This window comes from Variovorax sp. VRV01, from assembly GCF_014852545.1.
Lineage (GTDB): Bacteria > Pseudomonadota > Gammaproteobacteria > Burkholderiales > Burkholderiaceae_C > Variovorax > Variovorax beijingensis_A.
Map to the genome: position 1 here is coordinate 103,492 of NZ_JACVBS010000006.1, position 24,764 is coordinate 128,255.

The window sequence follows — 24,764 nt, forward strand, 5'->3', positions numbered from 1 at the left end:
GAGCTTCTTGCAGTTTTTGGTTTTGAATTGGTGCATGCACCCGAATTGCTCGGGCCAGCGCCGCAAGAAAGCAAAAATGGTGCCTAAAAGCTCATTAGTGGTGCGTCACAGGTGGAAATGGGCGTTCCCAGTGCAGCGTTCGCACCGGAACAGGACGGATCGGCCCCAGTCAGCCCGCCCCGGCGCGCAAGGCCTCGCGATAGCGCCGGCTGCACGGCACCGTGCTGCCATCGTGCATGTGCAGCCGGGCATCGCCCCCGTCGAGCGGCTCGATTTCCTTGATGCGGCCGAGATTGACCGCATGGCTTCGGTGCACGCGCACGAAATGGGCGGGGTCGAGCTGCGCCAGAAAATCGGTGAGCGTGGCGCGCAGAAGGTAGTCGTGGCCGTTGACGTGCAGGCCGACGTAGTTGCCTTCGGCCTGGAGCCAGTCGATGTCGCTCGCGGCAATGAGGAATTCGCGCCGCAGCTTGCGCACCAGGAAGCGCTCGGGGCGCGCGGGCGGCGCAGTTGCCTGATGGGCTTCGGCGGGCTCGGCGGCCGCTGCTGCCGCCGCCTCGGGCGGGTCGAGCACGCGCGCCTCGCCCTGCAGCCGCAGCATGAACACACCGTAGGCCCAGATGCCGAACACCATTGACAGGTAGGCGCGCACGTCCTTCAGGTATTCGTAACCCCAGCGGCCGGTCCAGCCGGCGAAGTCGTAGCGCTCGCCCACGGCCGCATAGACCATCGCGCGCAGCGCGAACATCGCCGCCACATGCACCACGCTGAAGACCACGCTGGCGGCCAGGTGCCACCCCAGGTAGCGCAGCAGGTGGGTGCGCGCGAGCGGCGACAGCCGGTGCTGGATGGCCACCACCGCCGGCACCAGCGCCAGCAGCACGAGATGGCTCGACACCTCCCAGGTGACGATTTCCCAGGCGGCGCGGGGCACGGCACGGTCGCGCGCGTCGATCAGCGCCACGGTGGTGTTGAACACTGCCTGCAGCGCCATGAAGACGATCCAGAAGCCCACTTCCACGCGGCGGCGGATGGGTTCGTAGCGCTCGTACAGGTTCTTCCGGGAATCTGCCATGCCCGGGATTCTCGCGATCCGCGCTTCCCATGGGCGAATTTCGTCCCCGCAGGCCACCGCTCGTCACAAAAGGGCCGGGATCCGTCCCTTGTGCAGTCGGCGCGCGGCGGGTGGACGCAACCATCGACCGATGAGCACAACCCCAGCCACCCTGCCCGACCGCCGGCACGACATCGACGCGCTGCGCGCGCTGGCCTTCCTGCTGGTCATCCTGTACCACGTGGCGATGTACTACGTGGCCGACTGGCCGTGGCATCTCAAGAGCCCGCATGCGGCCGAATGGCTGCAGTGGCCGATGCGCATGCTCAACCTCTGGCGCATGGACCTGGTGTTCCTGGTCTCGGGGGTATCGCTGGGCTTCCTGAGCCGCCACCAGGGCACCTGGGGCCTGCTGCGCAGCCGAGGCGTGCGGCTGATGCTGCCGCTGGCCTTCGGCATGGCGGTGGTCGTGCCCTACCAGGCCTATGCGCAGGGCGTGGCCAGCGGCCTGGTGGCGCCAGGCTTCGGCGCCTTCCTGCTGCGCTATCTTTCGATGGGCGATCCGTGGCCGAAAGCGGCCTTCGACGGCGCGGAGTTCGGCATCACCTGGAACCACCTCTGGTACCTGCCCTACCTGTTCAGCTACACGGCGCTCATCGCGCTGACGCTGCCGCTGTGGAAGTCGCCGGCCGGCCAATGGATGCGCCGCCGCTTCAACGGGCTGCGCGGCTGGAAGCTGCTGTTGCTGCCGGCGCTTCCGCTGCTGGCCTGGACGATGCTGCTGGCCCGGCACTTTCCGCCCACGCACAACCTGATCCGCGACTTTCACCTGCACAGCATCTACTTCACCGTGTTCCTGTACGGCTACTGGATGGGTGTGGACACGGGCGTGTGGCGCGAACTGGAGCGCCTGCGGCGGGTGTCGCTGGCACTGGCTGCGGCGGCGATCGCCACCTTCATCGCGCTGAGGCTCGGCGCCAAGGGGCCGCCTTCCGGCGTGCCGATGGACAGCCTGCGCGTGCTCTACCTGTGGCTGGCGGTCGCCACCATCCTCGGCCACGGACACCGCCACCTGAACCGACCGTGGCCGTGGCTGCGCTGGGCCAACGAGTCGGTGTACCCGTGGTACGTGCTGCACCAGACGCTGATCATCGCGGGCATTGCGCTGCTGGCTCCGCTCGCGCTGGGGCCGGTGCTGGAGCCCACGCTGCTGGTCGTGCTGACCATCGTGGGCTGCTGGCTGCTCACCGACGGGCTGATCCGCCGCTTCAACTGGCTGCGGCCGCTGTTCGGGCTCAAGCCCCGGCGCGCCGGCGGCAGGGCCGCAGTCACTTCGCCGGCGGAGGTTCTTGCACCGGAACCAGGATGGCGCTCCCCGTCGCCACGAGCTTGAGGCTGTCGCCATCGCCCTGGCCATAGAGTTCGGCGGTGGCGAACACCTGCTTGCGTCCGGCCTTCACCACCTTGCCGCGCGCAATGAAGGCACGGCCCAGCGCGGGCGACAAACAGTTCACCGAGAAGTGCGAGGCCAGCACGCGGCCAGCCACCGTGGCGGCCGCGAAGCCGCAGGCCGTGTCGAGCATGGCGCCGATGAGCCCCGCATGCAGGAAGCCGGCGTACTGGCCCATGTCTTCCTCGCGCCATTGCATGCGCAGTTCGGCTTCGCCTTCGGCCGCGCGGGTGACTTCGAAGCCGGCCCAGCGGTTGAAGGCGGCGGTCTTGTTGATAGCCTGGATGGTGTCGAGCATGGAAGGTCTCCTCTGGGCAGAAGTGCATCGGCGATGGGCACGGCCTACTTTATGAAGCGCAGCCGCCGCAGGTCGTCGCGCGTGCGACCGGCCGCGCCGCCGCGGTTGCATGGGCGACAGCAATGCCCGCGACGAAAAAATCCGCAATGACTTAACCCCGTTGGACGAGCCCGGCCGTATGAGTGGAGACAAGCCATCCATCCACTTCCGAAGGTTCTCCATGCAAGCACCCTCCACCGCCTTCCTTCTTCTCCGTGCCAGCTTCGCCGCCACCGCCTGGCTGGCGGCAAGCGCCGGCGCCCACGCGCAAGCCGCAGCCGACAACTCGCGCATCACCCAGGTCAAGGTCTACCCCGGCAGCGCCACCGTGGAGCGCGTCGCGCGCATTGCGGCCGGCAGCCGGTCGGTCACCTTCGCCTGCCTGCCCGCGGGCCTCGACGTGCAGAGCCTGCAGGTGTCGGCCGGCGCATCGGTGCGCGTGGGCGAGACCTCGGTGCTGAGCGAGGCGCGCGAACTGTCGCCCCGCTGCGCCACCAGCGCGCTCGATGGCCGCATCCGCGAACTCGAGGACCAGAAAGCCGCGCTGCAGGCCGAGAACGACGCGCTCGGCATGGTGACGGGCTACCTGAAAGGGCTCTCGGGCGGCAGCGGCGAATCGGCCCAGGGCGCCCGCACGCCGATCGATGCGCGCAACCTCGCCGCGATGGCCGAGGCGATGCGCCGCACCGGGCAGGATTCGCTGCTCAAGCAGCACCAGATCCAGCGCAGGCAGGCCGACATCGACCGGCAGCTGAACCCGCTGCTGGCCGAACGCAAGCGCTCGCAAGGCCATGGCGCGCAGGTGATGGCGGTGACCGTGACGCTGGCCGCCAGCGCCGATGCCGACGTGAAGCTGAGCTACCAGGTCGCCGGCCCCGGCTGGACGCCCACTTACCGCGCGCTGCTTGACACCGCCACGAGCAAGGTGCGCATCGAGCGCCAGGCGCTGGTGGCGCAGGCCACGGGCGAAGACTGGCGCGGCGTGAAGCTGGTGCTCTCCACCGGCCAGCCGCGCCGCGAGACCGCGGGCCGCACGCCCAGCGCGTGGCGCATCGGCATCGAGCCGCCGCCGCGTGTCCAGGGGGGCATGCCCGCGATGATGGCGGCGCCCGCGCCCGCCGCATCCGCCGACCGGCGCGCCATGGCCGAAGCCACGGAGCCTCTGTTCGACGTCAACGTGTTCGACAACAGCTTTGCCACCGAATTCGCGGTGCCCCAGAGCATCGACGTGCCCTCCAGCGGCCAGCGCGTGACGCTGGCGCTGGGCCAGCACGAAGACACGGCCAAGCTCGCGGCCCGCACCAGCCCGCGCGTGGACGCCAGCGCCTTCCTGGTGGCCGAGCTTGCGCAGCCGGCGGGCGTCTGGCCGGCCGGTGCGCTGCAGCTCTACCGCGACGGCAACTTCGTCGGCAGCGGCCGCTGGAGCGCGCCGAGCGACGCCAGGCTCACGCTGTCCTTCGGCCGCGACGAACTGGTGCGCGTGCAGGCCGAGCCCGAGAACGACAGCCAGGGCACGGGAGGCTTTGCCGGCTCGCGCGCCGAGCGCAAGGTGCAGCGCGCCTACGTGGTGGAGAACCGCCACCGCACGCCGATCGCGGTGCAGGTGCTCGAGGCGGCTCCCGTTTCGGTGGACGAACAGGTGCGCGTGGCCGCGCAGTTCTCGCCGCAGCCCGCCGAGCTGGCCTGGAACAAGCAGCCTGGACTGGCCATGTGGCGCTTCGATCTGGATGCCGGCAAGACCGCGCGCGTCGCGGCCGACTACACCATCAGCTATCCGAAGGACGCCCGCCTGCAGATGCGCTGACCTGCCGCCGAGCGTCAGTGGGCCCTGGGCGTCCGCGCCTTGCGGGTGGCACCGGCGCAGGCCGCGCACACGCCATGCAGCGTCACTTCATGGCTCTTCACCTGGAAGCCTTTGGGCACGAGGTCGGTCATGGGCCCGGGGCAGGCATGCAGCATGAAGACCTGCCCGCAGCTGCTGCAGTGAAAGTAGTGATGGTGGTGGTCGGCCTCTTCGCCGTGATGGTGCGCATCGGGCTTGCAGGCCACTTCGTAGCGCGCCGGTTCGCCCGGCAGCTCGACCTTGGCGATCTCGCCGTCGGCCAGCAGCATGGACACCTGGCGGTACACGGTGGAGAGGCTGATCTCGGGCACGATGGCACGGGCGCGCTCGAGGATTTCCGGCGCGGTCAGCACCAGGCCGGTGTCGCTGAAGGCCGAAAAGACAGCGTTGCGTTGGCGCGTGAGGCGTTGCATGGCTCGATGATAGTGGGCGGGCGGCCTGCGGCTGGTCAGTCCGGCGGTGGCCCTTCGCCCTCGGCGGACTCGGCGGCCGGCTTGCGCTTCTTGCCGCGCGCCGCCTTCTTTGCTGCACGCTCCGCATCGGCACGCAGCCCCTCGGCGAGCCACTGCGCAAACTCCTCGGGCGTCTCGAGCGTGATGCGTCCGAGGTTGCCCGCACGGAACTCGTGCATCACGATCTCGGCGGCCTTCTGCAGGTTGACGCGGCCCTTGCCCAGCAGCGCGCCGCGCTTGCGGCCGATGGCGTCGAGCACCTCTTCGTCCTTCATGGCAGCGATGGCGGCGGCGTCGTGCTCGGCCAGCTTGAAGCGTTCGGTGAGGCCCGCCGCGTAATGCGCCTTCAGGTAGTTGAGCAGTTCGAGCGCCACCTCTTCCTCGTCGAAGGCATTGCGCCCCACGGCGCCGCTGGCCGCCAGGTTGTAGCCGCTCTTGGGCACCACGATGCGCGGCCACAGCATGCCGGGCGTGTCCCAGAGGTAGAAATCGTCGGCCAGCGTGATGCGCTGCTCCAGCTTGGTGATGCCGGCCTCGTCGCCGGTCTTGGCCTTGCGGCTGCCGGTGAGCGTGTTGATGAGCGTCGACTTGCCGACATTCGGAATGCCGCAGATCAGCACGCGCATCGGCTTGGCCATGCCGCCGCGGTTGGGCGAGAGCTCGTGGCAGGCGCGCACGATGGCCTGCGCGGGTGTGGTCAGGCTCGCATCGAGCGCAATGGCGCGCGTGGCCGGCAGCGCGTTGTAGTGCGCAAGCCAGAGCGCCGTGCGCGCGGGGTCGGCCAGGTCCTGCTTGTTGAGCACCTTGAGCGTGGGCCGGCCAGCCGTGAGTTCGGCCAGCATCGGGTTGGCGCTGGAGCCGGGCAGGCGCGCGTCGAGCAGTTCGATGACCACGTCGATGTCCTTCACCCGCTCGGTGATGGCCTTCTGGGTCGTGTACATGTGCCCGGGGAACCACTGGATCGCCATCGAGGGTGTTCTTTCTTTCGCTCTGTGGGGGAAGGTGCGGGCCTGAAGGCCGGGTGCGCATTGTGGACCGCGCTGTGCGGCAAATCACGCCGCTACGCTTTCTGTAGCTGCACGGGCCCATTTTGCCTGCGCCTGGGCGCACTGCGCCCTCTAGAATCCGCGCGCTGCATGCGCAGCCATTTTCAATAAGTACCGAGGGAAATCCATGTTCAAGCGCCTTGCCGCTGCCGCCCTGCTGGCAGCCACCGTCGTTCCCGCGACCGTCGTCCACGCCCAGCGTCCCTCGCCGCCGCCGGGCCCGCTGGTCAGCGGCTACCTGTGCTGCAACATGCGCACCTACGGCAACTCGATCAGCGACATCAACTACGACGAGCAGGGCACCAGCATCGTGGCCGTGGGCACGCCGGCGCGCATCACGGGCTACGACTTCCGCTGGTTCAACCTCGATCTCGCGGGCAAGCCCCAGCGCATCAAGAACGACTACAGCCGCAACATCACCCTGATCGACTTCGCGCAGCGCTACGTGGTGACCGAAGACCCCAAGCTGAAGATGGCCGCCTTCCCGCCCGCCGTGCGCGACGCCATCATGGCCGGAAAAGTGGCGCCCGGCATGACGCGCGAACAGGTGCTGATGGCCATCGGCTATCCGGTGGCCAGCGAGAACCCCAGCCTCGATGCGCCCATCTGGCGCTACTGGCGCGACAGCTGGTCGGAGTACCAGGTGAGCTTCGACGACAAGGGCCTGGTCAAGACCGTGGTGGGCGACCCGGTGGCGCTCAGCCGCGTGCTCGCAGCAACACCTTAGTTCGCGTGGGTGCGCGTGCCGGCGCGGCACACGCAATCTCCTGGAGGTTTTTGCATCGCGGAGGAGGTTCCGCCCCTATCATTTGACCGAGTGCGGCGCATGGACGCGCCGGTCGAAGCCGAACCTTTTTGATGGAGTTACCGCGATGAAACCCGTCTCCGAACTGCTCAAGCGTCACGATTCCGCGGCCTGGCGCACCTCGCCCGACACCAGCGTGTTCGATGCGCTGGCCACGCTGGCGCGCTTCGAGGTGGGCGCGCTGATGGTGATGGACGGTGACAGGCTGGTGGGCTTCCTGTCCGAACGCGACTACACCCGCAAGGTGGCGCTGCAAGGCAAGAACTCCAAGGAGATGAAGGTCCGCGAGATCATGACGCCCGACGTGATGACCGTGACCCCGCAGACCCGCACGCGCGCCTGCATGGCGCTGATGAGCCAGCGCAAGTTCCGCCACCTGCCGGTGGTCGACGGCACCAAGGTGGTGGGCATGATCTCCATCCAGGACCTGATGGACGACATCATTGCCGACCACGAGGCAACCATCGCGCAGCTCACGACCTATATCCAGAGCTGAATCCCGCCCCGTTCCGGGGGTTGGGGAACATGCCTACGCGTACCTGGGGCGTTTAGGGCGCACAGTAGAGGCTCGTTCATCCATCATCAGGGACAAGGCATGCAGATCCAGGTCAACACGAGCAATGGTGTCAACAACAAGGACGCGCTGGAGCGCTGGGCCGACGCCGAGATCAAACAGCAGCTGGGCCGCTTCGTCGACGACGTCACCCGCGTCGAAGTGCATCTGAGCGACGAGAACCACGACAAGGCCGGCGCCGGAGACAAGTGCTGCGTAATGGAAGCACGCCTGGCCCACCATCAGCCGCTGGCCGTCACCCAGCACGCCACCACCCTCGACGAAGCCTTCCGCGGCGCAGCCGACAAGCTCAAGCGCCTGCTCGACAACACGCTGGGCCGCCTGAACAACCACCGCGACCGCGATTCGATCCGCAAGGACACGGGCTTCATCGCGGAGTAGGCAACCGGGCTACCGCGCCTTTCGCCGGGGCGGCGGCGCGCGCGGCGCTTCAGCGGGCAGCAGGGGCGGCCGGTGGCCGCTTTGCATCCAGTCGTCGTAGAAATCGATCTTGCGCTCGACCAGCGACAGCGCCTGGTTCCAGTCCGCAATGGTCTCGGCCACGCGCGCGCGGTGCGCGGCAAGCAGGTCGCGGCGCTGGCGCAGCGTGGCCTTGCCCTGCAGCGCCAGCGCGGTGTATTCGCGCATCCCCGCAATCGACATGCCGGTGCGGCGCAGCCGGTCCATCAGGTCGAGCCAGCCGACGTGCAGCTCGCCGTACAGGCGCCGTCCGCCATCGTCGCGCACGACGCCCGGCACCAGGCCCTGCGTTTCGTACCAGCGGATGGCATGCACGGTGCGGCCGGTGCGCTGTGCCAGCTCCCCGATGTGAAAGGGCGCGCCGCCCTCAGCCGGCATGGGCAGAAGCCGCCGCCGGCGGCGCCTCGAGCGCCTGCTCGACCAGTGCGGTGTCGAAGTACTCGATCAGCTCTTTCACCTTGCCTCCTTCGATGCGGTAGATGTAGCAGTAGCGGTTGTTGTAGCGCTTGCCGGCCCGGGTGGGCACGTCGCCGCTGAACAGCACCACCACGCGGTCGCCCTCGGCAATGATGCGCTCGGTCTTGCTCACGTAGGGCCCGGCGAACTGCGCGAACAGCGGCTCGAGCAGCTCTTCGCGGATGGCGGCCTTGCCCGCGTAGGTGCGCGACCACGGCGTGCTGCCTTGGAGCGTCCAGCGGGCGTCGTCGGCCAGGCTGTCGATGAAGAACTGGCCGTTGCCCTGGTCCAGCTCGGAATGGATGCGCTGCACCAGCGCCCTGCTGTCGTCTGTCGTGTTCATGGCTGCTTTCCTGGGGAATGAATGAACCGGAAGGCCCGGCGAAACCCATTGGAAATGCTCGAGTGCACTCGAGGTCAAGCGGCCATGGACCGGATTGCGGATCAGCCTTTGCGGGCGTTGGCCATCGCCTTGCCGACCTCGTTGCTGCCCTGGGCCGAACCACTCTGCGGCACGATCTCGCCCTCGCGCGAGGTCACCTCGGCGAGCCGTGCGGCCAGCTGCTCGGGCGTGTCCACGCCGATGCCGAGCCAGGCGCCCTGCGTCAGCGTGATGTGCGCGGCCTCGAAGGTGCCGGCGCCAGCGCAGAGGATGGTGCGGTTCGGCGCGTTCTCGGCCGCCAGCACCAGCATGGCGGGCACCACTGCCTCGGGCTTGAGCGCGTCCAGCACTTCCTGCGGCATCAGTCCCTCGGTCATGCGGGTGGCCGCCGTCGGCGCCAGGCAGTTGACGCGGATGTCGTTCTTCGCGCCTTCGATGCTCAGTGTCTGCATGAGCCCCACCAGCGCGAGCTTGGCGGCGCCATAGTTGCTCTGGCCGAAGTTGCCGTAGAGGCCGGAAGACGAGGTGGTCATGACGATGCGGCCGTACTTCTGCTCATTCATGAGCGCCCAGACGGCCTTGGTGCAGTTCACCGCGCCCATCAGGTGCACGTCGACCACCAGCTTGAAATCGGCGAGCTCCATCTTGGCAAAGCTCTTGTCGCGCAGGATGCCGGCGTTGTTGACCAGGATGTCGACCCGGCCCCAGGCGTCGACCGCCTGCTTCACCATGGCCTGCACCGCCTCGAAATCGGTGACGGAGGCGCCGTTGGCCATGGCCTGGCCGCCTGCGGCCTCGATCTCGTCGACCACGGCCTGCGCCGCGCTCACCGAGGCGCCGGAGCCATCGCGGGCACCGCCCAGGTCGTTGACCAGCACCTTGGCACCGCGCGCCGCCAGGGCCAGCGCATGCTGGCGGCCCAGGCCGCCGCCCGCGCCGGTCACGATGGCCACGCGGCCCTTGAAGTCGATGGTGCTGTTGCTCATCTCGCTGCTTTCTTTCCTTGGGAATGGGTGTGCCGAAGGCCGCCACGACGGCCGCGTGGCGTTTTACCCCAGAAAGGCGTCCCGGCGGGGCCGCCCGGAAGCGGGCTCAGTCGCGCGCGTGACGCAGCGTTTCGCAGTAGGCCACCAGCTGGTCGAGCTCGGCCGACTTGTCGAAGAAGGCATCGGCGCCCAGTTGCGCGGAGCGCTGGCGCATTTCGGAAGTGGCGTAGTTGCTCAGCACCACGACCTTCTGCTTGGCCGCGCGGCCGCGGCAGGCCCTGACCACGCCCAGGCCATTGCCGCGTTGCAGGAAAAGATCGACGATGGTCAGGTCCCAGTCGTCGCGGTGATTGTCGAGCCAGCGCACGGCCTCTTCCTCGCTGCTGGCGCAGGCCACCACGTCCGCGTCGGCCACGTCGTGCAGAAAGCCGACGAGGTTTTCGCGAATCAGCGGGCTGTCCTCGACAAGGTAGGCCTTGAAAGTCATGCCGCAATCTCCGGCCGAGCCACGGGCCGGAGTGAAAATCTGAAGCGTTCGGAATGCATGCCACCCATGGTCGCCGCGGTGGCAGCGCGCACGGTGGGCGATGCCGGCCAATGCCTGTAGGCCATCGCGCCTCGCGCCTGTCGTCAGGCGGGCCGTGTGGCAGTGGGACGCGCTGGACGGTCAGGCCGCGACGGCCACCCGCCCGCGGCCCAGCCCCAGGCGCGCGGGGGACACGTACTGCTCCCGGTAGATCTCGAACGGCATGGTGTCGGCGGCTTCGATGCGCTTCTGCTCCTGGATCGATTCCTCGGTCATGCGCTCGAATTCGGCCTGCTGCTCGGCCGAGAACGGCAGCGCCAGCAGCGTGGCGCGGGTCTGCTCCGCCTGCGCGCGCACGAAGCCGATGAAGGAATTGCCGTGCCGCTCTTCGACCGCCGCCAGCACGCGCGCCGAAGGCAGGCTGCCGGGATTCTGCAGGGCGGCCAGCGCGGCGCGCACCGCGTCGGCATGCTGCGTGCCGCCGCTCGCGGCGTCGAGCGCGGCGGCGATGGGCCGGCACTGCTCGACCAGCTCGATGCCCCAGTCGGCCAGCCCCACCTCGCGCCCGCCGCGCAGCAATTGCAGGCCCGGTTCGCGTCCGCGCGCCGCCGTGAGGTGCTGGTTGTGGGCCAGCTCGGCGATTTCCTGGGGCGTATCAGCCGGGCTGTCGCTCAGAAGGCACTGCAGCAGGAACACGTCGAGAAAGCGCATGGTCTGCGCGTTGATGCCCACCGGCTCGAAGGGATCGAGGTCCATCAGCCGCACCTCGACGTACTCGACGCCGCGCTCGCGCAGCGCATGCAGCGGGCGCTCGCCGGGGTGGATCACGCGCTTGGGCCGGATCGTGCCGTAGAACTCGTTCTCGATCTGCAGCAGGCTGGTGGCCAGCTGGTTGTAGTCGCCGCCGAGATTGCGGATGCCGATGGCCTCGTAGGCCGGCCAGGGCCGCGTGAGCGCGTCCTGCAGCGAGGCAGCGTAGCCCTCGAGGCTGTTGTAGCTCACGGCCAGCGAGGCCTGGGCGTCGCTCTGGTAGCCCAGGCGCCCCATGCGCAGCGACGTGCCATGCGGCATGAACATGCTGCCGTCGCCCAGTGGCTGCAGCTCGTGCGGGCGCCCCGCGACAAAGCTCGAGCACAGCGCGGGCGAAGCGCCGAACAGGTACAGCAGCAGGAAGGCATGGCGCCGGAAATTGCGGATGAGCGCGAAATACTGTTCGCTGGAGACGTCGGGCAGCGACCAGTTGTAGTGGATGCCCGAGATGGTCTGCATGCGCCGCCCGTAGCGGTGGCTCAGGCCCATGCGGTAGACGCTCTTGGCACGCCCGACGTTCGAGGAGCCGTAGCGGCCGATGGGAATGGTCTCGTCGGTCGGCAGGCCGCAGGGCATGCTCGACACCCAGAGGCGCTCGTCGCCGAGCGAGGCGAGCACGCGGTAGGTGAACTGGTGCACGCGCGTGAGCTCCTCCAGCGCCGACTCGGCGCTGGCATGCACGCCGGTGATGAGCTCGAGCTGCGATTCGCTGAAGTCGGTGGTGATGTGCGGATGGGTCAGCGCCGATCCCAGGGCCAGCGGGTGCGGCGTGAGCGCGAGCTTGCCGTCCGGCAGCGCGCGCAGGCTTTCCTTCTCGATGCCGCGCCGCATGCCCTTCAACCGCGCGGCTGAGAGCGCACCCAGCCTCTCCTGCAATCTGCTGCTCATATTGTTATGACCCGTCAATCTCTGAGGGGCTGGAAGGTAGCACGGCCGCGCGGGCGCTGCTCGTGCAGGGAATCCCGCCTTCCGCTATGCTGCGCGCCGCTATTGTTTTGATAGCTTGGCTCATGCGGGCTCGATCTCTTCCGACTGGTAGATGGAGATCTGCGGCGTGCCGTCGGCCATGGCGGCCAGCGCCTTGCCGAAGGCGCGCGACGCCTCGACGCGGAAATGCGCCTTCAGCGCCGCCATGTCGCTCCAGCGCTCCACGAAGCTGAGCCGCAGCGGCTGCTGCACGTCGGCGCTGACCTCGTGCGAGATGCAGCCGGGCTCGGTGCGCGAGCGCAGCACGTGCTCCACGCTGATGGCCAGCATCGCCTGCAGGGTTTCGGGTTTCGCCATGGCGTGTCCGATGACGAGGATCATTTTCTTGTCTCCAGCACGCGCAGAAGAAACCGGTTCAGGTCGGCAATTTCTTCCATGCAGACCGAGTGCGCCATCGTGTATTCGTGCCACTCGACGGGATGGCCCAGCGCGGTGAGCGCGTCGCGCGACTGCAGGGCCCGTTCGAGCGGCACCACCGGGTCCTGCCGGCCGTGGGCCAGGAAAACCGGGGTGTCGTGGTTGGCCGCATGCCGCTCGGCCGCGGTGGTGGCGGCAATCGGCAGGTAGCCCGAGAGGCCGACGATGCCGGCCAGCCGCTCGGTGTGGCGCAGCCCGGTCAGGAGCGCCATGGCGCAGCCCTGCGAGAAGCCCGCCACCACGATGCGGTTGGCCGCGATGCCGCGGGCTTTCTCGTTGGCGATCAAGGCCTCGATGGTGGCCTGCGAGCGGCGCAGGCCGGCCTCGTCCTCGCGCGCCGCCAGGTCGGCCACGGCAATGTCGTACCAGGCCGGCATGCGGTAGCCGCCGTTGATGGTGACGGGGATCACCGGTGCATTGGGAAAAACGAAGCGCACCGGGCCCACACTCGAAAGGTCGAGCTCGTTGGCAATCGGCACGAAATCGTTCCCGTCGGCGCCCAGGCCGTGCATCACGATCACCGTGGCGGTGGGATTCGGAGCGGTCTCGATTTCGATCGGGGATCTGGACATGGTCGGTAGAAGGTATTCAGGAACGCGAAAAACCAGACCTTAGCGCATTCGGGCCGCCCAGGGCGCGGGCTCACGGAATGCAACACAATGTCGGTTCCAGGAAAACCAATGAGCCCGCATCCGAAGCCCTCCATCGCCGCGACGGCGTCCGCCAGCGAAGCCCTGCTGCGCAGCAGCGGGCTGCGCGTGACGCGCGCCGCGCAGACCGTGCTCGAATTGCTGGAGCACGCCTCGCAGCCGCTCACACACGACGATGTGGTGGCCGCCTACACCGCCGCCGCCGGCGAGGCGCCCGACCGCGTCACGGTGTACCGCGTGCTCGACCGCCTGGTCGACGCCGGCCTGTGCGACCGGCGCGTGGGCGCGGACCGCGTCAACCGCTTTTCGCGCCACGTGGAAGCCGCTTCGGGCAACACTTTCGAATGCGACCAGTGCCACAAGGTGCTCGCGCTGCCCTCCGATCCCGAGCTGCCCAAGGTGATGAGCCGGCTCGGCCGCGAGCTGCGCAAGCAGGGCATCGACACCCGCCACACCGCGCTCACGCTGCACGGCACCTGCGGGGAATGCAGGGGCTGAGCCCCGGACCGGCTACAGGTTCCAGGACGGAAAAGGATCGGGCAGATTCGCCCACGACGAAGCGCCGTGGCGCATTTCGCTTTCGGTCAGCAGGCAGGCATCGAGCCGCGCACGCAGGGCGGCCTCGTCCATGCCGATGCCGATCAGCACCAGCTCCTGGCGGGCATCGCCGGTGGCCGGGTCCCAGTTCCTGCGGATGGTTTCCAGCGCTTCCTCGTCGGCCGGCCAGTGTTCGCGCGGCACGGCGGCCCACCACAGGCCTGCGACGCCATAGCGGCAGGCACCGCCCGCCTGCGACCATGAACCGGCCCGCGTGGCGCGGCTCGCCAGCCAGAAAAACCCCTTGGAGCGCACCACGCCCTCCCACTCGCCTTGCACCAGTTCCCAGAAGCGCTGGGGATGGAACGGCAGGCGCGCGCGATAGACGAAGCTGCGGATGCCGTAGGCCTCGCTCTCGGGCGGGTGCTCGCCGCGCAGTTCGGCCAGCCAGCCGGGTGCGCGTTCGGCCTGCTCGAAGTCGAACAGGCCGGTGTCCAGCACGCGGTCGAGCCCGACGCGGCCGAACGCCGCAATTTCGATGCGCGCACGCGGATTGAGGCTGCGCAAAATGGCCACCAGGCGCGCGCGCTCCTCGGCGCTCACGAGGTCGGCCTTGTTGACCACCAGCACGTCGCAGAACTCGATCTGCTCGATCAGCAGGTCGACCACGGTGCGCGTGTCCTCGTCGCCCAGCGACTGGCCGCGCTGGCCCAGGCTGTCGGGCGAGCCGTAGTCGCGCAGGAAGTTGAAGGCATCGACCACCGTCACCATGGTGTCCAGGCGCGCCACGTCGGCCAGGCTCTTGCCGTCCTCGCCGGCAAAGGTGAAGGTCTCGGCCACCGGCAGCGGCTCGGAGATGCCGGTCGATTCGATCACCAGCTGGTCGAAGCGCCCTTCCCTCGCGAGCCGGCCCACTTCGAGCAGCAGGTCTTCGCGCAGCGTGCAGCAGATGCAGCCGTTGCTCATCTCGACCAGCTTCTCGTCGGTGCGCGAGAGCTCGGCGCCGCCGTTCCGCACCAGCGCCGCGTCGATGTTGACCTCGCTCATGTCGTTGACGATGACCGCCACGCGGCGGCCCTCGCGGTTGTGCAGGATGTGGTTGAGCAGCGTGGTCTTGCCGGCGCCGAGAAAGCCGGACAGCACGGTGACGGGGAGGCGGTCGGTCATGGGGATGGCCCTATATGCAACAGAATTGCATTATATGAACCATCGCAACACAGTTGCGTTTGAGTACGACCGGTCTTCCACCGGCGCTGCCGCGCGCATAGACTCCTGCGCTCGATGCAAGACCCTCGCCTGCCCATCCTCTACAGCTTTCGCCGCTGCCCCTACGCGATGCGCGCCCGGCTGGCCTTGGCCGCCAGCGGCGAGCGCTGCGAGCTGCGCGAAGTGGTGCTGAAGAACAAGCCGCAAGAAATGCTCGCCGCCTCGCCCAAGGGCACGGTGCCGGTGCTCGTGCTGCCCGACGCCACCGTGCTGGAGCAGAGCCTCGACATCATGCTGTGGACGCTGCGCCGCAACGATCCGCTGCGCTGGCTCGCGCCCGAGGCGGGCACGCTCGACGGCATGCTCGTGCTCGTCGCCGCATGCGACAAGCACTTCAAGCCGCAGCTGGACCGCTACAAATACCCGGGCCGCTTCGCGGACGCGCCCGCCGGCGGCGCGCGCGAGCTGGGTGCGCAGTTCCTGCTGCAGTTGGAAGCTCGGCTCGCCAGTGCCGGGCCGCAGCTCTTCGGCGCGCGGGCGGCGCTGGCCGATGCCGCCGTCATGCCCTTCGTGCGGCAGTTCGCGATGGTCGAGCCCGCGTGGTTCGAAAGCCAGCCCTGGCCGCTGCTGCGCGCCTGGCTCGCGGGCTGGACCGCCTCGCCGCTGTTCGAGCGTGCGATGCACAAGTACGCGCCCTGGGTTCCGGGCGAAGCGGGTGCCGCCTACCCACCGGCCTGATCAGGCATTCATCGCAGCCAAGGAAGCGCGCTGGATGCACTCGACGAAGTGCTGCGCGGCCGGCGTCAGCAGCTGGCCGCGCCGGCGTATCACGCACACGCTGAGCACGGGCAGCGGTTCCTCCACCTCGACCCGGCGGATGCCGTGGCGCTTGAAGGTCAGGCGCACCAGCGGCTCCACGAACATGCCGATCAGGTCCATGGTGCCCACCAGTGCCAGCGCCACGGTGACCGACTGCCCCTGGATCACGCGTGCTGGCGGTGGCAGGCCGAGCGGCAGCAGCGGCGAGATCGTGTCGCGGCCGCTGAAGTGGTCGCCGTCGCCGGGCAGTATCCATTCGGCCGTGTACAGCTCGCGCAGCGACCGGCTCGCACGCAGCGGATGCCGCTCGCGCATGCCGATCACCAGCTGCACCGGAAAGAGCTCGAGCGCCTCGAACTCCGCGTCGAGCGTGCCGGGCACCACATGGGCCACCGCAAAGTCCAGGTAGCCCTCGCGCAGCCGCGACAGCATCATCGGCAGCACGGCCTCACTGAACTGCACATGGACCGCGGGCAGGCGTGTGTGGAAATCCTTGAACGCCACGGGCAGCACCGTGAGCGCGAACGAGGCGCTCACGGCCATCGATACCGTGCCCTTGACGCCGTCGCGGATCTGCGCGATCTCGTCGCGTGCGCGCCGCATGTCGGCCAGGAGCAGCCGCGCGCGCGGCGCAAAGGCCTCGCCGTATTCGGTGAGCCGCACGCCCTTGACGCTGCGCTCCACCAGCGGCGCGCCCACCTCGCGCTCCAGCTCGCGAACGATCTTGGTCACCGCGGGCTGCGAAAGCCCCAGCACGCGCGCCGCAGCGCGGATGCTCATCTGCTCGACCATGGCCACGAAGGCATGCAGCTGATTGGGTTTCATCGGAGGGAATGACAACCAAAAGTTATCGTCATCGCCCAATTATTGTCTTTTCAGCAGCGGACCCACTCTTTAGCATCCGACGCCGATCAGGCACTTCCCCCGGCCTGCCATTGCAACAAGACACTGGAGAGACATGAGCGCCCTTTTCCCCGCGAACTCCGCGATCCCCGCCGCCACGAGCACCAGCCGGCGCCGCACCATCGTCGCCACCACCATCGGCAACGGCCTGGAGTTCTTCGACTTCACTGTCTACGGCTTTCTCGCGCTGGTGATCGGCAAGCTGTTCTTCCCGACCTTCGATTCCTACGGCCAGCTGCTGCTCACAGTGGCGAGCTTCGGCGTGGGTTTCATCATGCGGCCGCTGGGCGGCATCGTGATTGGCGCGTACGCCGACCGAGCGGGCCGCAAGAAGGCCATGACGCTCACCATTTTCCTGATGGCACTGGGCTGCGCGCTGATCGCCTTCACGCCCACCTATGCGGCCATCGGCGTAGCCGCGCCCATCGTCATCGTGCTGGCGCGGCTGATCCAGGGCTTCTCGGCCGGCGGAGAGGTGGGCGCATCGACCACCCTGCTGGTCGAGCACGCCACGCCGGCCAACCGCGGCTACATGGCCAGCTGGCAGTTCGCGAGCCAGGGCCTGGGTGTGATGCTCGGCGCCGTGGTGGTGGGCGGCCTGAGCTTCTCGCTCACGCCAGAGGCCATGCAGAGCTGGGGCTGGCGCGTGCCCTTTGTGCTGGGCATGCTGATCGCACCCGTGGGCATGTACATCCGCCGCCACCTCGAGGAGTCGCTGCACATCTCGCCGGAGGCGGCCGTCGCGCCGCGCGAAAGCAGCCTGAAGATCGTCTGCACGCGGCACGGCCGGACGGTGCTGGCCGCGATTCTCTCGCTGGTCGGCGGCACCACGGCCGCCTATGTGGTGACCTTCTACATGCCGACCTATGCGGTGCGCGAACTCGGGCTCACGCCCTCGGTGGCGCTGTTCGGCGCTGCGCTCACGGGCCTGATCTCGTTCGCGCTGGCGCCACTGGTGGGGCGGCTGTCGGACGTGGTCGGGCGCAAGCCGCTGATCCTCTGGAGCCGCATGGCGTTGGCGGTGCTGATCTATCCGGGCTTCCTGTGGCTCAACGCCTCGCCGACACCTGCCGTGCTGTTCATCGTGCTCGGCGTCTTGAGCGTCGGCCTCGTGGTCCAGACGGTGCCGGGCATCACGATGCTGCCGGAGATGTTCCCGAAGGCGGTGCGCGCGAGCGGCATGTCGCTGGTCTACAGCGTGGGCGTGGCGCTGTTCGGCGGCTTTGCGCCCTTCATCAGCACCTGGCTGCTCAATGCCACCGGCAGCAAGCTCGCGCCGGCCTGGTACCTTGTGGCGATGACGGTGGTGTCGCTGCTCGGCCTCGTCTGGCTGCGCGACCACACGGGCCGCGACATCGATGCGGCCGGTGCCCACGCAGCCGCCTGACGAACAACACTCACGACATCCACGCACAGGAGCCCCCATGCACACCCCCTCCACTGCCGCCACCCGCCATTTCTCGGGCACCTACGCCGAAGCGCGCGCCAAGTTTCTCGATGCCGCGGCAATGCGCGGCGCCGCGGTCGAATCCTTCGTGCTGCCGACGCATCGCGGCGCGCTCGGCGAGGAACTGGCGACCGACGTGGCGCTGATCGGCACCAGGAACGCGAAGAAGCTGCTGCTCGTCACCTCGGGCACGCACGGCCCCGAGGGCTTCTGCGGCTCGGGCGCGCAGCTCGCCACGCTGCACGACGCCGACCTGCTGGGCCGGCTCGAACAGGCGGGCGTGGCGCTGCTGCTGGTGCATGCGGTCAACCCGCACGGCTTTTCGCACCTGCACCGCACCAACGAGGACAACATCGACCTGAACCGCAACCACATCGACTTCGGCGCGCCGCTGCCGGTGAATGCGGAGTACGCCGAGGTCGAGCCGCTGGTGCTGCCCGCCACCTGGCCGCCGACGCCCGCCGACGATGCCGCCATGGCCGCCTATGTCGAGAAGCACGGCGTGCGCGCTTTCCGCGCAGCCGTCACCCGGGGCCAATACAGCTCGCCCGATGGCCTGTTCTACGGCGGCACCGCGCCTTCGTGGAGCAACCGCACGATGCGCGCCATTCTCCGCAGCTACGCCGCGTCGGCCACGCACATCGGCTGGATCGACGTCCATACCGGCCTCGGTCCCTACGGCCACGGCGAGAAGATCTACCCGGGCCGCAATGCGCCGGCCGATCTTGCACAGGCGCAAGCCTGGTGGGGCGCCGACGTATTCGCGCCCTTTGCCGGCGATTCGGCCTCGGCCGACGTGTCGGGACCGGTGGTCTCCATCGCCTACGACGAGTGCCCCAACGCCAGCATCGCGCCCATGGGCCTGGAGTTCGGCACGCTGCCCGACGGCGAAGTGCTGACCCGCCTGCGCGCCGACACCTGGCTGCGCCGCCACCCCCAGGCGCCCGAGGCGCAGAAGCGCGAAATCCGCCAGCAGCTGCGCGACGCGTTCTACTGCGACAACGACGAATGGAAGGGCATGGTGCTGGGGCAGACGCGCGTCGTGCTGCTGCAGACGCTGCAGGGCCTGCGCAAGGCTTGACCGATCAGCCGAAGTTCGGCGCGCGCCGCTCGCGCAGCGAGGCCACGCCCTCGCGCACGTCGGCGCCCGTGAAGCCCATGAATTCGAGCGCCAGCGAGGCGTCGAAGGTCGGGCCGGCCTGGCGCAGCCAGTTGTTGAGCGCGTACTTGGTCAGGCGGATCGCACTCTGGCTGCCGGCCGCGAGCCGGTCGGCTACTTCGTAGGCGCGCGGCAGCAGCTCGGCCTCGTCCACCGCGAGCGACACCAGGCCGATGCGCTCGGCCTCCGCGCCGCTCACCGGTTCGCACAGCAGCAGGTGGTACTTGGCCTTGGCCATGCCGCACAGGAGCGGCCAGACGATGGCTGCGTGGTCGCCCGCCGCCACGCCCAGGCGCGTGTGGCCGTCGACGATCTTCGCGTCCTTGCTCGCGATGGAAATGTCGGCCAGCAGCCCCGCCACCAGGCCCGCGCCCACGGCCGGGCCGTGCATTGCGCTCACGATGGGCTTGTCGCAGTTGATGATGTTGTAGACCAGGTCGCGGGCTTCTTTCCAGACGCGCTGGCGCACCGCGTCGTCGGTGGTCATGTCCTGCACCATGGCCAGGTCGCCGCCGCCCGAGAAGCCCAGCCCCTCGCCCCTCAGCACCGCGCAGCGCACCGTGTCGTCGGCCGCCACGTCGCGCCAGATCTCGGCCAGTTCGCGATGGCCGTCGTGGCCGGCCGTGGGCAGCTTGCCGTTGGCCGCGCGCATCTGGATGTCGAGCACCGCGCCATGGGCGCCGCGGCGCGTGATGGCAAGGGTCTGGTAGCGGGAGTAGTCCATGGTGTCTCCGCCCCGCATCGCATGCGGGGACTTTCTTTGGCGTCGAAGGACGGGACGCCTATTTTCGCGCCGCCACCTCGCGGCAGCGCTGCACATTCGCCTCGAAACGCGGCGCCAGTCCGGGCTCGCACCCATCGCTCGCGGGATTGAGCCTGCACATGCCGACGACCACATAGTCCATCACCGCCTCGGTGCACATCGGATATTTGGCCAGGTCGGGATTGGCCTGCGCCTTGAAGCCCCAGCGCTCGGAGAACTCCACCGTGCGGGCCATCGCGCCGTGGAAGAAGCTGCGGTCCCTGGCGGCGATGGCAGCCTCCATGCGCGGCAGCTCCTCGTTCAGGTAGCCGACCGAATCCAGTGGGAACGACGCCGGATCCTGCTGGGCAGCCGCGAGGGAAGCGGCCAGGACGAGCGGCAAGGCGGCAAGGGTGCGCAGCAGCGAAGAAGGCGCAAAACGCGAAATGGGACGGTGTGGTTGCATGGCTTGGGATTCTGCAACGTTTGGAAGCATCTTTGAACGCCGGACGATGCGTGCGCACGACGCCCGGCGCAGGCTACCGGCTCTTTTTCTGCCGTTCGAACTTGCGCCAGTACTGGAACTCGTCCTCGTGCACTTCGAGATCGACCTCCGAGATGCGCGACTGCAGCCGCTCCTGCACGTCGGCCACGGCCTTGTTGTAGACGATGGGGCCGACCTCTTCAAGAAAGAAGCCGAGCAGCGCGCCGGCCGCGATGTTGCCGATCTTTTCTTCCATGTTCTCGTTGAAGTAGCGCTCGATCGACGCGATCGCCTGCTGGCGGGCTTCCTTGGAGATCTCGATGGTCATGCGTGCCGCTCTCGATGGTGGATCGATCGATTGTGCCGCTACCATGCGCTGCGGGCGCCTGCGGCCCGCCGCACAAAGACCTACAACACGGAGACCGCCTCATGAAATTCCATCCAGCCGGACTGGCCGCGCTTGCCCTGGCCGCCCTCACGGGCTGCACGAACCTGACCCCCACCGTGCCCCAGCGCCAGCTGATGCTGGTGGCCAACGACGAGAAGCAGTCGTGGAGCGACGCCGGCGCCGTGATCCTCGCGCCGATGGGGCGCGACACGGTGCAGGTGCTGGACATCGGCACCGATCCGCTGGCGCCCAGGCTGGTCGGCAGCCTGCAGCTGGACAACACCATCGCCGGCCCGCCCGTCAACCTCGCGATCACCCCCGGCGAAACGCTGGCGCTGGTGGCCAATTCGCTCAACGTGGTGGAAGAGAACGGCATCCGCAGGCAGGTGCCTGACAACCGCCTCTTCGTGCTCGACCTGAGCACCACCCCGCCCAGGCTGCTCGACACGCTCACCGTGGGCAAGCAGCCCTCGGGCCTGTCGATCAACCGCGCCGGCAACCTCGCGCTGGTGGCCAACCGCGCCGACAACTCGGTCAGCGTGCTGCGCATCGCGGGCAAGCAGGTGACGCTGATCGACACCGTCGCCATGGGCGATTCGGTGGCGCACGTGCGCTTCACGCCCGACGGCAAGCGCGCGCTGGCGGCCAAGTTCACCAGCCACAAGATCGCGCTGCTCGAGGTGAACGGCGAGAAGGTCAGCTACAACAAGGTCGACCTCGCGGCCGGCCTCTGGCCCTACAACGTCGACGTGACGCCCGACGGCAAGCTCGCGCTCACGGCCGACAACGGCAGCTCGGGCGCCTCCGACGGGCAGGTCGACACGGTCAGCGTGATCGACCTCGAAGCGGCGCCGCCGCGCGTGGTCGACAAGGTGGTGGTCGGCGACGGGCCCGAGGGCCTGGCCGTGAGCCCGACCGGCAAGCATGCGGTGGTCGTGATCCTGCGCGGCAGCAACTCGGCGAAGAACGCCTACTTCTACAACCGCAACGGCTCGGTGGTGCTGCTGAAGATCGATGGCAAGAAGGTCACGCGCGCCAACGAGGTGGTGGTGCGCGGCCTGCCCGAAGGCGCCGTGTGGAGCGCCGACGGCAAGTACCTCTACGTGGGCAACTTCATCGACCAGGACATCACGATCCTGCGCGTGGACGGCGACACGCTGGTGCCCACGGGCAAGTCGTTCCCGCTGCAGGGCCATCCGGCCGCAATGCGCGGGACAATGTCGCACTGACGCAACCCACCATCCCCAAGCGAAGAAGCCATGGCGCAACCCAAACGACAACTCCGCACGCTCGAGCGCGGCATTCTCTGCCTCGTGATCGGCGCCGCCGTCCTGCTGGCGCCGCGCTTCCTGCAGGGCACGCGCTGGTTCGAGATGGTGGCCGGTGCGTACCTGGTCGGCTGGTTCGCGCTGGTGCTGGGCGTGGCGCTGGTGGCGGTCGGGCTGTTCCAGCGCGGCAAATAGAGCGGCAATGGGCCGGCCCTGCAGCCGGCGGGGCTCAGCCCTTCTTGCCGCGCAGCTTGCCGGCGAGTTCCACGCACGCCAGCACGATGGCGCCCGCCACGATGCCGATGCCCGCATTCACCCCCATCGACCCGAGCGCGCCGAACACGCCGCCGGTGGCCTTGGCCCAGTCTTCCACGGCATGGCCGAGGGCCGGCACGCCGTGCACCAGGATGCCGCCGCCCACCAGGAACATGGCCGCGGTGCCGGCCACCGACAGCGCCTTCATGAGCCAGGGCGCGGCCGCGAGAATGCCGCGGCCCAGGGCCTGCGCGGCCTTGCCCGCCTGCCGGCTCAGGTAGAGGCCCGCGTCGTCGAGCTTCACGATGCCGGCCACCAGGCCGTAGACGCCGATGGTCATGACCAGCGCAATGCCCGCGAGCACGGTGAACTGCGTGACAAAGGACTGGCCCTGCACGGTGCCCAGCGTGATGGCGATGATCTCGGCCGACAGAATGAAGTCGGTGCGCACCGCGCCCTTGATCTTGTCCTTCTCGGCCGCCACCACGTCGACGGCCTCGTCGGCCACGGCGCGCTCATGGCGCGCGGTGTCGGCCTCGTGCTCCTGCTTGTGCAGGAACTTGTGGGCGAGCTTCTCGAAACCCTCGAAGCAAAGAAAGGCACCGCCCACCATCAGCAGCGGCGTGACCAGCCAGGGCAGCCAGGTGCCGATGGCCAACGCCGCGGGCACCAGGATAAGCTTGTTGACGAACGAGCCCTTGCACACCGCCCAGACCACCGGCAGCTCACGGTCGGCCTTGACGCCCGAGACCTGCTGCGCATTGAGCGCAAGGTCGTCGCCGAGCACGCCGGCCGTCTTCTTGGCGGCCACCTTGGTGAGGACCGAGACGTCGTCCAGGACGGTGGCGATGTCGTCGAGCAGCAGAAGCAGGCTGGTGGCCATGGCAAGGGTCGGTGTGGGGAAAAAAGAAGCGGCGAGCTTAGCCGCAACCGCGGCGCGCGCCGGCAATACCCGTACACGGGCGGCCGTCGGGCGTCAGGCTTCAGGCGACGCTTCGCTTGAGGCGGATCTCTTCGACCCGCACGGTGCCCAGCGCGGTGGTCTTGGCGGTCTTCATTTCGCGCTTGAAGCCGGCGAGTTCGAAGAAGCGCATGGCGCGGTCATTGCGGATGGGCACCCAGGCCGTGACCGTGGTGCAGCCCTCTTCCTCGAGGCCTTCGCGCGCGGCGTCCCAGAGGGCGACGCCGATGCCCTGGCCCCAATGCTCGGGCTTGACGTACAGGGCCCAGATCTCGCCCGTGGTGGACGGTGTCTTGGGATCGCGCGAGCGGTCGAAGCCGACAAAGCCGACGATTTCTCCGTCCTGCACCGCCACCTGCACCTGCGGCTCGCTGAACTCGATGGCTTCGCGCCATTTGGCTTCGCGCGAGGTGGGCGCCAGCACGCGCAGCTCTTCTTCGGGCAGGATGCCTTCGTAGGCAGCCTTGGCGGCCAGGGCATGGACTTCGGCGACGGCCTTGGCGTCGCGCATGGTGGCGGGGCGAACTTCGTGATCTGACATGGATGCGGGGAAATCAAAAGGAACTGCGTATTGTCGCCGCACCGCTAAACTGCCCGCTACTACGCCGCATACGCAGCATCAAAAGGAGTCGATATGGCCAAGGGTCAACAGCGCGCAAACAAGGAAGCCAAGAAACCGAAGAAGGACACTTCGCCGCCCAAGCCGGTGGGCACCGGCGGCATCGAACCCGTGCGCACGATCACCACGGCGGTGATCCCGCGCGGCAAGCTCAAGAACAAGTGACCGACGAGGCCCCCGCCGGGCCGGCCTCGGCGCCCGCCAAGCCGGCCCAGCCCCGCAATCCGCTGCACGGGCTCACGCTCGAGGCCATCGTCACGGCGCTGGCCGATCACTACGGCTGGGAGCGGCTCGGCGAACTCGTTCCGATCCGCTGCTTCGCCATCGACCCGAGCGTGGGCTCCAGCCTCAAGTTCCTGCGCAAGACGCCATGGGCGCGCGAGAAGGTCGAAAGCCTCTATCTCTTCATGCTGCGCGAACAGCGCCGCGAGCAGCAGCAGCAACCACAGCCTCCGCAGCGATGAGGGTCCGGCTCGAACCGTCGGGCCTCGGCTTCGACGCCGAGGCCGGCACCACGCTGCTGAAATCGGCCGAGGCGGCCGGCATCGAGATGCCGAGCTCCTGCCGCAACGGCACCTGCCGCACCTGCATCTGCCAGCTGGTGTCGGGATCCATCCGCCACATCATCGAATGGCCCGGCCTGAGCGCCGAGGAAAAGGCCGAGGGCTGGATCCTGCCCTGCGTGGCCGAGGCGCAGAGCGACCTCACGATCGATGCGCCCCTGGCGTTTTCGGTCTTCTGA

Annotated in this window: 32 protein-coding genes; 14 read left to right on the plus strand and 18 right to left on the minus strand. The window is 68.5% G+C overall.

Features of this window, described 5'->3' with window-relative positions; translation table 11 throughout:
- Window positions 1-169: 169 nt before the first annotated feature.
- Entirely contained in the window at window positions 170-1,075 is a 906-nt protein-coding gene (locus IB278_RS12650) for a LytTR family DNA-binding domain-containing protein (protein ID WP_145746178.1), read from the minus strand.
- Between the two features lie 130 nt (window positions 1,076-1,205).
- Here IB278_RS12650 and IB278_RS12655 point away from each other — a divergent pair, with 130 nt between their 5' ends.
- Window positions 1,206-2,447 carry an acyltransferase family protein gene (locus IB278_RS12655; protein ID WP_192323586.1) on the plus strand — a complete coding sequence of 414 codons (1,242 nt, stop codon included), beginning with the start codon at window positions 1,206-1,208 and terminating at the stop codon, window positions 2,445-2,447.
- On the opposite strand, the gene IB278_RS12660 is transcribed toward IB278_RS12655, so the two are convergent.
- Window positions 2,383-2,802: a PaaI family thioesterase gene (locus IB278_RS12660; protein ID WP_192323587.1), complete on the minus strand. Its 420-nt coding sequence runs from the start codon at window positions 2,800-2,802 to the stop codon at window positions 2,383-2,385. The genes IB278_RS12655 and IB278_RS12660 overlap by 65 nt on opposite strands.
- A gap of 220 nt (window positions 2,803-3,022) precedes the next feature.
- Between IB278_RS12660 and IB278_RS12665 the strand changes: the two genes are divergently transcribed.
- The gene (locus IB278_RS12665; RefSeq protein WP_192323588.1) at window positions 3,023-4,645 is read left to right on the plus strand and encodes a DUF4139 domain-containing protein; all 1,623 of its coding nucleotides are present in this window, start codon (window positions 3,023-3,025) and stop codon (window positions 4,643-4,645) included.
- A gap of 14 nt (window positions 4,646-4,659) precedes the next feature.
- On the opposite strand, the gene IB278_RS12670 is transcribed toward IB278_RS12665, so the two are convergent.
- A complete protein-coding gene (locus IB278_RS12670) occupies window positions 4,660-5,097 on the minus strand; it encodes a Fur family transcriptional regulator (protein ID WP_192323589.1) in 438 nt (145 codons plus the stop codon).
- A gap of 35 nt (window positions 5,098-5,132) precedes the next feature.
- Window positions 5,133-6,104 carry a ribosome biogenesis GTPase YlqF gene (ylqF, locus tag IB278_RS12675; protein ID WP_192323590.1) on the minus strand — a complete coding sequence of 324 codons (972 nt, stop codon included), beginning with the start codon at window positions 6,102-6,104 and terminating at the stop codon, window positions 5,133-5,135.
- A 205-nt stretch (window positions 6,105-6,309) separates the two neighbouring features.
- Here ylqF and bamE point away from each other — a divergent pair, with 205 nt between their 5' ends.
- The 3 genes from bamE to IB278_RS12690 all read left to right on the plus strand — a co-directional run bounded on the left by bamE (window position 6,310) and on the right by IB278_RS12690 (window position 7,942).
- Window positions 6,310-6,909, plus strand: coding sequence for an outer membrane protein assembly factor BamE (gene bamE / locus IB278_RS12680; RefSeq protein WP_192323591.1), 600 nt, complete (start codon window positions 6,310-6,312; stop codon window positions 6,907-6,909).
- A 145-nt stretch (window positions 6,910-7,054) separates the two neighbouring features.
- The gene (locus tag IB278_RS12685) at window positions 7,055-7,483 is read left to right on the plus strand and encodes a CBS domain-containing protein (protein WP_145746171.1); all 429 of its coding nucleotides are present in this window, start codon (window positions 7,055-7,057) and stop codon (window positions 7,481-7,483) included.
- Window positions 7,484-7,582: 99 nt separating this feature from the next.
- Entirely contained in the window at window positions 7,583-7,942 is a 360-nt protein-coding gene (locus IB278_RS12690) for an HPF/RaiA family ribosome-associated protein (protein ID WP_145746170.1), read from the plus strand.
- A 9-nt stretch (window positions 7,943-7,951) separates the two neighbouring features.
- Here the strand turns inward: IB278_RS12690 and IB278_RS12695 are convergent, their stop codons facing one another.
- The 7 genes from IB278_RS12695 to IB278_RS12725 all read right to left on the minus strand — a co-directional run bounded on the left by IB278_RS12695 (window position 7,952) and on the right by IB278_RS12725 (window position 13,156).
- A complete protein-coding gene (locus tag IB278_RS12695) occupies window positions 7,952-8,398 on the minus strand; it encodes a MerR family transcriptional regulator (RefSeq protein ID WP_145746169.1) in 447 nt (148 codons plus the stop codon).
- On the minus strand, window positions 8,388-8,819 hold the full coding sequence (locus tag IB278_RS12700) for a nuclear transport factor 2 family protein (RefSeq protein WP_192323592.1): 432 nt from the start codon (window positions 8,817-8,819) through the stop codon (window positions 8,388-8,390). The genes IB278_RS12695 and IB278_RS12700 overlap by 11 nt, the downstream gene beginning before the upstream one ends.
- Window positions 8,820-8,920: 101 nt before the next feature.
- Window positions 8,921-9,844 carry an SDR family NAD(P)-dependent oxidoreductase gene (locus IB278_RS12705; protein ID WP_192323593.1) on the minus strand — a complete coding sequence of 308 codons (924 nt, stop codon included), beginning with the start codon at window positions 9,842-9,844 and terminating at the stop codon, window positions 8,921-8,923.
- Between the two features lie 106 nt (window positions 9,845-9,950).
- Window positions 9,951-10,331, minus strand: a complete 381-nt coding sequence (locus IB278_RS12710) for a response regulator transcription factor (RefSeq protein WP_145746166.1) — start codon at window positions 10,329-10,331, stop codon at window positions 9,951-9,953.
- Window positions 10,332-10,511: 180 nt separating this feature from the next.
- Entirely contained in the window at window positions 10,512-12,068 is a 1,557-nt protein-coding gene (gene gshA, locus IB278_RS12715; RefSeq protein WP_192323594.1) for a glutamate--cysteine ligase, read from the minus strand.
- Between the two features lie 120 nt (window positions 12,069-12,188).
- Window positions 12,189-12,488 (minus strand): putative quinol monooxygenase, encoded by a 300-nt coding sequence (locus IB278_RS12720; protein ID WP_015866417.1) that lies wholly within the window; start codon window positions 12,486-12,488, stop codon window positions 12,189-12,191.
- Complete coding sequence (locus IB278_RS12725) at window positions 12,485-13,156, minus strand: alpha/beta hydrolase (protein WP_145746164.1); 672 nt, start codon at window positions 13,154-13,156, stop codon at window positions 12,485-12,487. The genes IB278_RS12720 and IB278_RS12725 overlap by 4 nt, the downstream gene beginning before the upstream one ends.
- A gap of 108 nt (window positions 13,157-13,264) precedes the next feature.
- Between IB278_RS12725 and IB278_RS12730 the strand changes: the two genes are divergently transcribed.
- Window positions 13,265-13,732: a Fur family transcriptional regulator gene (locus tag IB278_RS12730; RefSeq protein WP_145746163.1), complete on the plus strand. Its 468-nt coding sequence runs from the start codon at window positions 13,265-13,267 to the stop codon at window positions 13,730-13,732.
- A 12-nt stretch (window positions 13,733-13,744) separates the two neighbouring features.
- On the opposite strand, the gene zigA is transcribed toward IB278_RS12730, so the two are convergent.
- Window positions 13,745-14,938, minus strand: a complete 1,194-nt coding sequence (gene zigA, locus IB278_RS12735) for a zinc metallochaperone GTPase ZigA (protein WP_192323595.1) — start codon at window positions 14,936-14,938, stop codon at window positions 13,745-13,747.
- Between the two features lie 114 nt (window positions 14,939-15,052).
- Here zigA and IB278_RS12740 point away from each other — a divergent pair, with 114 nt between their 5' ends.
- Entirely contained in the window at window positions 15,053-15,715 is a 663-nt protein-coding gene (locus tag IB278_RS12740) for a glutathione S-transferase (RefSeq protein ID WP_192323596.1), read from the plus strand.
- Here IB278_RS12740 and IB278_RS12745 read toward each other — a convergent pair whose 3' ends face one another.
- A complete protein-coding gene (locus IB278_RS12745; RefSeq protein ID WP_192323597.1) occupies window positions 15,716-16,621 on the minus strand; it encodes a LysR substrate-binding domain-containing protein in 906 nt (301 codons plus the stop codon).
- Window positions 16,622-16,754: 133 nt separating this feature from the next.
- On the opposite strand from IB278_RS12745, the gene IB278_RS12750 reads away from it, so the two are divergent.
- The gene (locus IB278_RS12750; protein ID WP_192323598.1) at window positions 16,755-18,086 is read left to right on the plus strand and encodes an MFS transporter; all 1,332 of its coding nucleotides are present in this window, start codon (window positions 16,755-16,757) and stop codon (window positions 18,084-18,086) included.
- A gap of 37 nt (window positions 18,087-18,123) precedes the next feature.
- On the plus strand, window positions 18,124-19,227 hold the full coding sequence (locus IB278_RS12755) for a M14 family metallopeptidase (RefSeq protein ID WP_192323599.1): 1,104 nt from the start codon (window positions 18,124-18,126) through the stop codon (window positions 19,225-19,227).
- Between the two features lie 4 nt (window positions 19,228-19,231).
- Here the strand turns inward: IB278_RS12755 and IB278_RS12760 are convergent, their stop codons facing one another.
- From IB278_RS12760 to IB278_RS12770, 3 genes are all read right to left on the minus strand, one after another.
- Window positions 19,232-20,029 carry an enoyl-CoA hydratase/isomerase family protein gene (locus tag IB278_RS12760; protein WP_192323600.1) on the minus strand — a complete coding sequence of 266 codons (798 nt, stop codon included), beginning with the start codon at window positions 20,027-20,029 and terminating at the stop codon, window positions 19,232-19,234.
- A 58-nt stretch (window positions 20,030-20,087) separates the two neighbouring features.
- Window positions 20,088-20,513: a hypothetical protein gene (locus IB278_RS12765; protein ID WP_145746156.1), complete on the minus strand. Its 426-nt coding sequence runs from the start codon at window positions 20,511-20,513 to the stop codon at window positions 20,088-20,090.
- A gap of 73 nt (window positions 20,514-20,586) precedes the next feature.
- On the minus strand, window positions 20,587-20,859 hold the full coding sequence (locus tag IB278_RS12770) for a DUF2164 domain-containing protein (RefSeq protein WP_145746155.1): 273 nt from the start codon (window positions 20,857-20,859) through the stop codon (window positions 20,587-20,589).
- A gap of 101 nt (window positions 20,860-20,960) precedes the next feature.
- On the opposite strand from IB278_RS12770, the gene IB278_RS12775 reads away from it, so the two are divergent.
- Entirely contained in the window at window positions 20,961-22,148 is a 1,188-nt protein-coding gene (locus IB278_RS12775; RefSeq protein ID WP_145746154.1) for a YncE family protein, read from the plus strand.
- A gap of 30 nt (window positions 22,149-22,178) precedes the next feature.
- Window positions 22,179-22,382, plus strand: a complete 204-nt coding sequence (locus IB278_RS12780) for a hypothetical protein (protein WP_145746153.1) — start codon at window positions 22,179-22,181, stop codon at window positions 22,380-22,382.
- A 34-nt stretch (window positions 22,383-22,416) separates the two neighbouring features.
- On the opposite strand, the gene IB278_RS12785 is transcribed toward IB278_RS12780, so the two are convergent.
- Both IB278_RS12785 and IB278_RS12790 read right to left on the minus strand, forming a co-directional pair.
- On the minus strand, window positions 22,417-23,325 hold the full coding sequence (locus IB278_RS12785; protein WP_192323601.1) for a DUF808 domain-containing protein: 909 nt from the start codon (window positions 23,323-23,325) through the stop codon (window positions 22,417-22,419).
- A 100-nt stretch (window positions 23,326-23,425) separates the two neighbouring features.
- Window positions 23,426-23,944: a GNAT family N-acetyltransferase gene (locus IB278_RS12790; protein ID WP_145746151.1), complete on the minus strand. Its 519-nt coding sequence runs from the start codon at window positions 23,942-23,944 to the stop codon at window positions 23,426-23,428.
- A 93-nt stretch (window positions 23,945-24,037) separates the two neighbouring features.
- Here IB278_RS12790 and IB278_RS12795 point away from each other — a divergent pair, with 93 nt between their 5' ends.
- From IB278_RS12795 to IB278_RS12805, 3 genes are read left to right on the plus strand one after another with little or no spacing between them, the layout of a single operon-like run.
- Window positions 24,038-24,187, plus strand: a complete 150-nt coding sequence (locus IB278_RS12795; protein WP_015866429.1) for a hypothetical protein — start codon at window positions 24,038-24,040, stop codon at window positions 24,185-24,187.
- Entirely contained in the window at window positions 24,184-24,486 is a 303-nt protein-coding gene (locus tag IB278_RS12800; protein WP_192323602.1) for a VF530 family DNA-binding protein, read from the plus strand. The genes IB278_RS12795 and IB278_RS12800 overlap by 4 nt, the downstream gene beginning before the upstream one ends.
- Entirely contained in the window at window positions 24,483-24,764 is a 282-nt protein-coding gene (locus tag IB278_RS12805) for a 2Fe-2S iron-sulfur cluster-binding protein (RefSeq protein WP_145746149.1), read from the plus strand. Before IB278_RS12800 ends, IB278_RS12805 begins: the two co-directional genes overlap by 4 nt.

Bases quoted from the DNA above. Each gene is read 5' to 3' on its own strand.
- IB278_RS12795 (WP_015866429.1), top strand. From the start codon at position 24,038: ATGGCCAAGGGTCAACAGCGCGCAAACAAGGAAGCCAAGAAACCGAAG.
- IB278_RS12790 (WP_145746151.1), bottom strand. From the start codon at position 23,944: ATGTCAGATCACGAAGTTCGCCCCGCCACCATGCGCGACGCCAAGGCC.
- IB278_RS12770 (WP_145746155.1), bottom strand. From the start codon at position 20,859: ATGACCATCGAGATCTCCAAGGAAGCCCGCCAGCAGGCGATCGCGTCG.
- IB278_RS12705 (WP_192323593.1), bottom strand. From the start codon at position 9,844: ATGAGCAACAGCACCATCGACTTCAAGGGCCGCGTGGCCATCGTGACC.
- IB278_RS12670 (WP_192323589.1), bottom strand. From the start codon at position 5,097: ATGCAACGCCTCACGCGCCAACGCAACGCTGTCTTTTCGGCCTTCAGC.
- IB278_RS12780 (WP_145746153.1), top strand. From the start codon at position 22,179: ATGGCGCAACCCAAACGACAACTCCGCACGCTCGAGCGCGGCATTCTC.
- IB278_RS12730 (WP_145746163.1), top strand. From the start codon at position 13,265: ATGAGCCCGCATCCGAAGCCCTCCATCGCCGCGACGGCGTCCGCCAGC.
- IB278_RS12750 (WP_192323598.1), top strand. From the start codon at position 16,755: ATGAGCGCCCTTTTCCCCGCGAACTCCGCGATCCCCGCCGCCACGAGC.
- IB278_RS12650 (WP_145746178.1), bottom strand. From the start codon at position 1,075: ATGGCAGATTCCCGGAAGAACCTGTACGAGCGCTACGAACCCATCCGC.
- IB278_RS12765 (WP_145746156.1), bottom strand. From the start codon at position 20,513: ATGCAACCACACCGTCCCATTTCGCGTTTTGCGCCTTCTTCGCTGCTG.
- IB278_RS12665 (WP_192323588.1), top strand. From the start codon at position 3,023: ATGCAAGCACCCTCCACCGCCTTCCTTCTTCTCCGTGCCAGCTTCGCC.
- IB278_RS12660 (WP_192323587.1), bottom strand. From the start codon at position 2,802: ATGCTCGACACCATCCAGGCTATCAACAAGACCGCCGCCTTCAACCGC.
- ylqF (WP_192323590.1), bottom strand. From the start codon at position 6,104: ATGGCGATCCAGTGGTTCCCCGGGCACATGTACACGACCCAGAAGGCC.
- IB278_RS12740 (WP_192323596.1), top strand. From the start codon at position 15,053: ATGCAAGACCCTCGCCTGCCCATCCTCTACAGCTTTCGCCGCTGCCCC.
- IB278_RS12785 (WP_192323601.1), bottom strand. From the start codon at position 23,325: ATGGCCACCAGCCTGCTTCTGCTGCTCGACGACATCGCCACCGTCCTG.
- IB278_RS12755 (WP_192323599.1), top strand. From the start codon at position 18,124: ATGCACACCCCCTCCACTGCCGCCACCCGCCATTTCTCGGGCACCTAC.
- gshA (WP_192323594.1), bottom strand. From the start codon at position 12,068: ATGAGCAGCAGATTGCAGGAGAGGCTGGGTGCGCTCTCAGCCGCGCGG.
- IB278_RS12745 (WP_192323597.1), bottom strand. From the start codon at position 16,621: ATGAAACCCAATCAGCTGCATGCCTTCGTGGCCATGGTCGAGCAGATG.
- IB278_RS12720 (WP_015866417.1), bottom strand. From the start codon at position 12,488: ATGATCCTCGTCATCGGACACGCCATGGCGAAACCCGAAACCCTGCAG.
- zigA (WP_192323595.1), bottom strand. From the start codon at position 14,938: ATGACCGACCGCCTCCCCGTCACCGTGCTGTCCGGCTTTCTCGGCGCC.
- IB278_RS12685 (WP_145746171.1), top strand. From the start codon at position 7,055: ATGAAACCCGTCTCCGAACTGCTCAAGCGTCACGATTCCGCGGCCTGG.
- IB278_RS12710 (WP_145746166.1), bottom strand. From the start codon at position 10,331: ATGACTTTCAAGGCCTACCTTGTCGAGGACAGCCCGCTGATTCGCGAA.
- IB278_RS12690 (WP_145746170.1), top strand. From the start codon at position 7,583: ATGCAGATCCAGGTCAACACGAGCAATGGTGTCAACAACAAGGACGCG.
- IB278_RS12700 (WP_192323592.1), bottom strand. From the start codon at position 8,819: ATGAACACGACAGACGACAGCAGGGCGCTGGTGCAGCGCATCCATTCC.
- IB278_RS12805 (WP_145746149.1), top strand. From the start codon at position 24,483: ATGAGGGTCCGGCTCGAACCGTCGGGCCTCGGCTTCGACGCCGAGGCC.
- IB278_RS12775 (WP_145746154.1), top strand. From the start codon at position 20,961: ATGAAATTCCATCCAGCCGGACTGGCCGCGCTTGCCCTGGCCGCCCTC.
- IB278_RS12655 (WP_192323586.1), top strand. From the start codon at position 1,206: ATGAGCACAACCCCAGCCACCCTGCCCGACCGCCGGCACGACATCGAC.
- IB278_RS12725 (WP_145746164.1), bottom strand. From the start codon at position 13,156: ATGTCCAGATCCCCGATCGAAATCGAGACCGCTCCGAATCCCACCGCC.
- IB278_RS12695 (WP_145746169.1), bottom strand. From the start codon at position 8,398: ATGCCGGCTGAGGGCGGCGCGCCCTTTCACATCGGGGAGCTGGCACAG.
- IB278_RS12760 (WP_192323600.1), bottom strand. From the start codon at position 20,029: ATGGACTACTCCCGCTACCAGACCCTTGCCATCACGCGCCGCGGCGCC.
- bamE (WP_192323591.1), top strand. From the start codon at position 6,310: ATGTTCAAGCGCCTTGCCGCTGCCGCCCTGCTGGCAGCCACCGTCGTT.